Below are 2,154 nucleotides of genomic sequence, written 5' to 3'. Positions count from 1 at the left end.
GATCGAGCGACAGGTGCCGCGTGGCCAGCCCGCCGGCCGCGCAGAGCAGGCCCGACAGGCCGAGGGCGAACGGCAGGCCGAGCGCCTCGCCGGCCCAGCCGCCGAAAGCCGCGCCGAAGGCGAGCCCGCCGAAGGTCGCCAGCTGGTAGATGCTGAGCGCCCGCGCCCGCACCCAGCCCGGCGCGGCGAGTTGCGCCGCGGCCTGCAGCGTGGATGCCCCGGCGATCCAGGCGACGCCGTAGGCGAGCATGGCTGCCAGCGCGACGGCCCAATCGGTCGCCTGGCCGAGCATGAGGAGCGCAGCGCCGGCCAGCAGGCAGGCCGTGGTCACGGTCGGCCCGGGGGGAAGGCGCGCGCGCAGCGCAGGCAGCACGAAGCCGGCGCCGACCGCGCCGACGCCCATCGCGCCGAGCAGCAGGCCGAACCATTCGGGGCCGAGGCCGAGTTGCTGGCGCACCAGCAGCGGCAGCAGGCCCCAGATCGCGGCGGCGAAGCCGAAGAAGACGAGGCCGCGCAGGATGGTGGCGCGCAGCACGGGGCTCGCCGACACGAAGCGCACCCCGGCGCGCATCGCCGACAGGAAATGCTCCTTCGGGAGCGTCCGCCGTGGCTCCTCGCGGCGCCAGGCGATCAGGCAGGCGATGGCGACGCCGAAGGCCAGGGCGTTGAGCGCGAAGTTCACCTCCGGCCCGAAGGCCGCGACCACCACGCCGCCGATCGCCGGGCCGACGGCACGCGTCAGGTTGAAGCCGATGCCGTTCAGCACGATCGCCTGGGCAAGGTCGGCACGCGGCACCGTCTCGGGCGTCGTCGCCTGCCACGCCGGAGAGGTCATCGCGGTGCCGGCGCCGATCGCGAAGGTCAGCGCGATCAGGCCCCAGGGGCCGATGGCAGCCGAGAAGGTCAGCAGCGCGAGCACGAGGCCGGCGAGCGCGATCCAGGCCTGGCCGGCGATGAGATAGAGCCGGCGGTCCAGGATGTCGGCCAGCGCGCCCGCCGGCAGCGCCAGCAGGAAGGCCGGCAGCAGGGCGGCGACCTGCACCAGGCTGACCATCGTCGGCGAGGGGGCCAGCGAGGTCATCAGCCACCCCGCGCCGGTGTTCTGCATCCACATCCCCGTGTTGGCGACGAGGTTGGCGAGCCAGAGCAGCCGGAAGGCCGGGTGGCGTAGCGGCGCGAGGGCGGCAGGGAGACGCATCCGGGACGAGTGTGCCAGTCTGGGTCGGCGCGGCGGAAGCGCGCCGCGCCGGCGGCTGGCCTGCAAAGGGCGCGATGGCGATCGCGGCAGATGCGCCGCGGCCGCGACGGCGCAGGGCAGGGAGACGCGACGTGGCCTGGATCTGGCTTTTCCTCGCCGGGCTTCTGGAGATCGGCTGGGCGGTCGGCCTCAAGCTGAGCGAGGGCTTCACGCGACTCTGGCCGAGCGTCTGGACGATCGCCGCGATGGCGGCGAGCCTCGGCCTGCTTGGGCTGGCGCTGAAGACGCTGCCGGTCGGCACGGCCTATGCGATCTGGACGGGCATCGGCGCGGTGGGGACGGCGGCCTTCGGCATGCTGGTCCTGGGCGAGCCCGCGACCGCGGCGCGGATCGGCGGCATCGCGCTGATCGCGGCCGGGATCGCGACGCTGAAGGCGGCCGGATGATGCGCCCCGCCGTCCTCGCCGCGCTGCTGCTCGCGCCGATGTTCCTCCCCCGGGCCGCCACGGCGGCGCCGGATCCGCTCGAAGTCTGGAACCGCCACGTGCACGGCTTCAACGGGCTGGCGCAGCGCCATGCGCTCGGCCCGGCGGTGGAGGCCTGGCGTGCGCATGTGCCGCCGGCGGCACGGCAAGGCATCGGCGGCGTGGTCGGCACGCTTGGCGAACCGGTGGCGGCGCTCAGCGCGCTGGCGGCCGGCGACCTGGACGCCGCCTGGATCGCCACGGCGCGCTTCGGGATCAACGCCACGCTCGGCTGGGCCGGCTGGCGCGACGCCGCGACGGAGCGCGGCTACGCCCGGCGCATGGTAACGCCCGGCGACGCCGCCTGCGCCTGGGGCGTCCCGAGCGGACCCTATCTCGTGCTGCCGCTGCTCGGGCCGACGTCGCTGCGCGACGCAACGGCGGCGCTGGGACTGACCGCGGCGATGGCGGCCAGCTTCGGCGCGGCGCCGG

3 protein-coding genes are annotated in these 2,154 nt (G+C 75.4%); 2 read left to right on the top strand and 1 reads right to left on the bottom strand.

Annotated features, from left to right (window positions below):
* A partial coding sequence (locus L2I40_RS22245) for an MFS transporter (protein WP_237217491.1) occupies nucleotides 1-1,198 on the bottom strand: 1,198 nt, incomplete at its 3' end.
* 131 nt (nucleotides 1,199-1,329) lie between these two features.
* On the opposite strand from L2I40_RS22245, the gene L2I40_RS22240 reads away from it, so the two are divergent.
* Nucleotides 1,330-1,644 (top strand): DMT family transporter, encoded by a 315-nt coding sequence (locus L2I40_RS22240; protein ID WP_237217488.1) that lies wholly within the window; start codon nucleotides 1,330-1,332, stop codon nucleotides 1,642-1,644.
* On the top strand, nucleotides 1,644-2,154 hold a 511-nt coding region (locus L2I40_RS22235), incomplete at its 3' end, for an MlaA family lipoprotein (RefSeq protein WP_237217486.1). The genes L2I40_RS22240 and L2I40_RS22235, both read left to right, overlap by 1 nt.

Source organism: Falsiroseomonas oryziterrae, assembly GCF_021864505.1.
GTDB classification, from domain to species: Bacteria; Pseudomonadota; Alphaproteobacteria; order Acetobacterales; family Acetobacteraceae; genus Falsiroseomonas; species Falsiroseomonas oryziterrae.
Note: the sequence above shows the minus strand (reverse complement) of the source record. Positions and strands in the feature narration are given on the sequence as shown.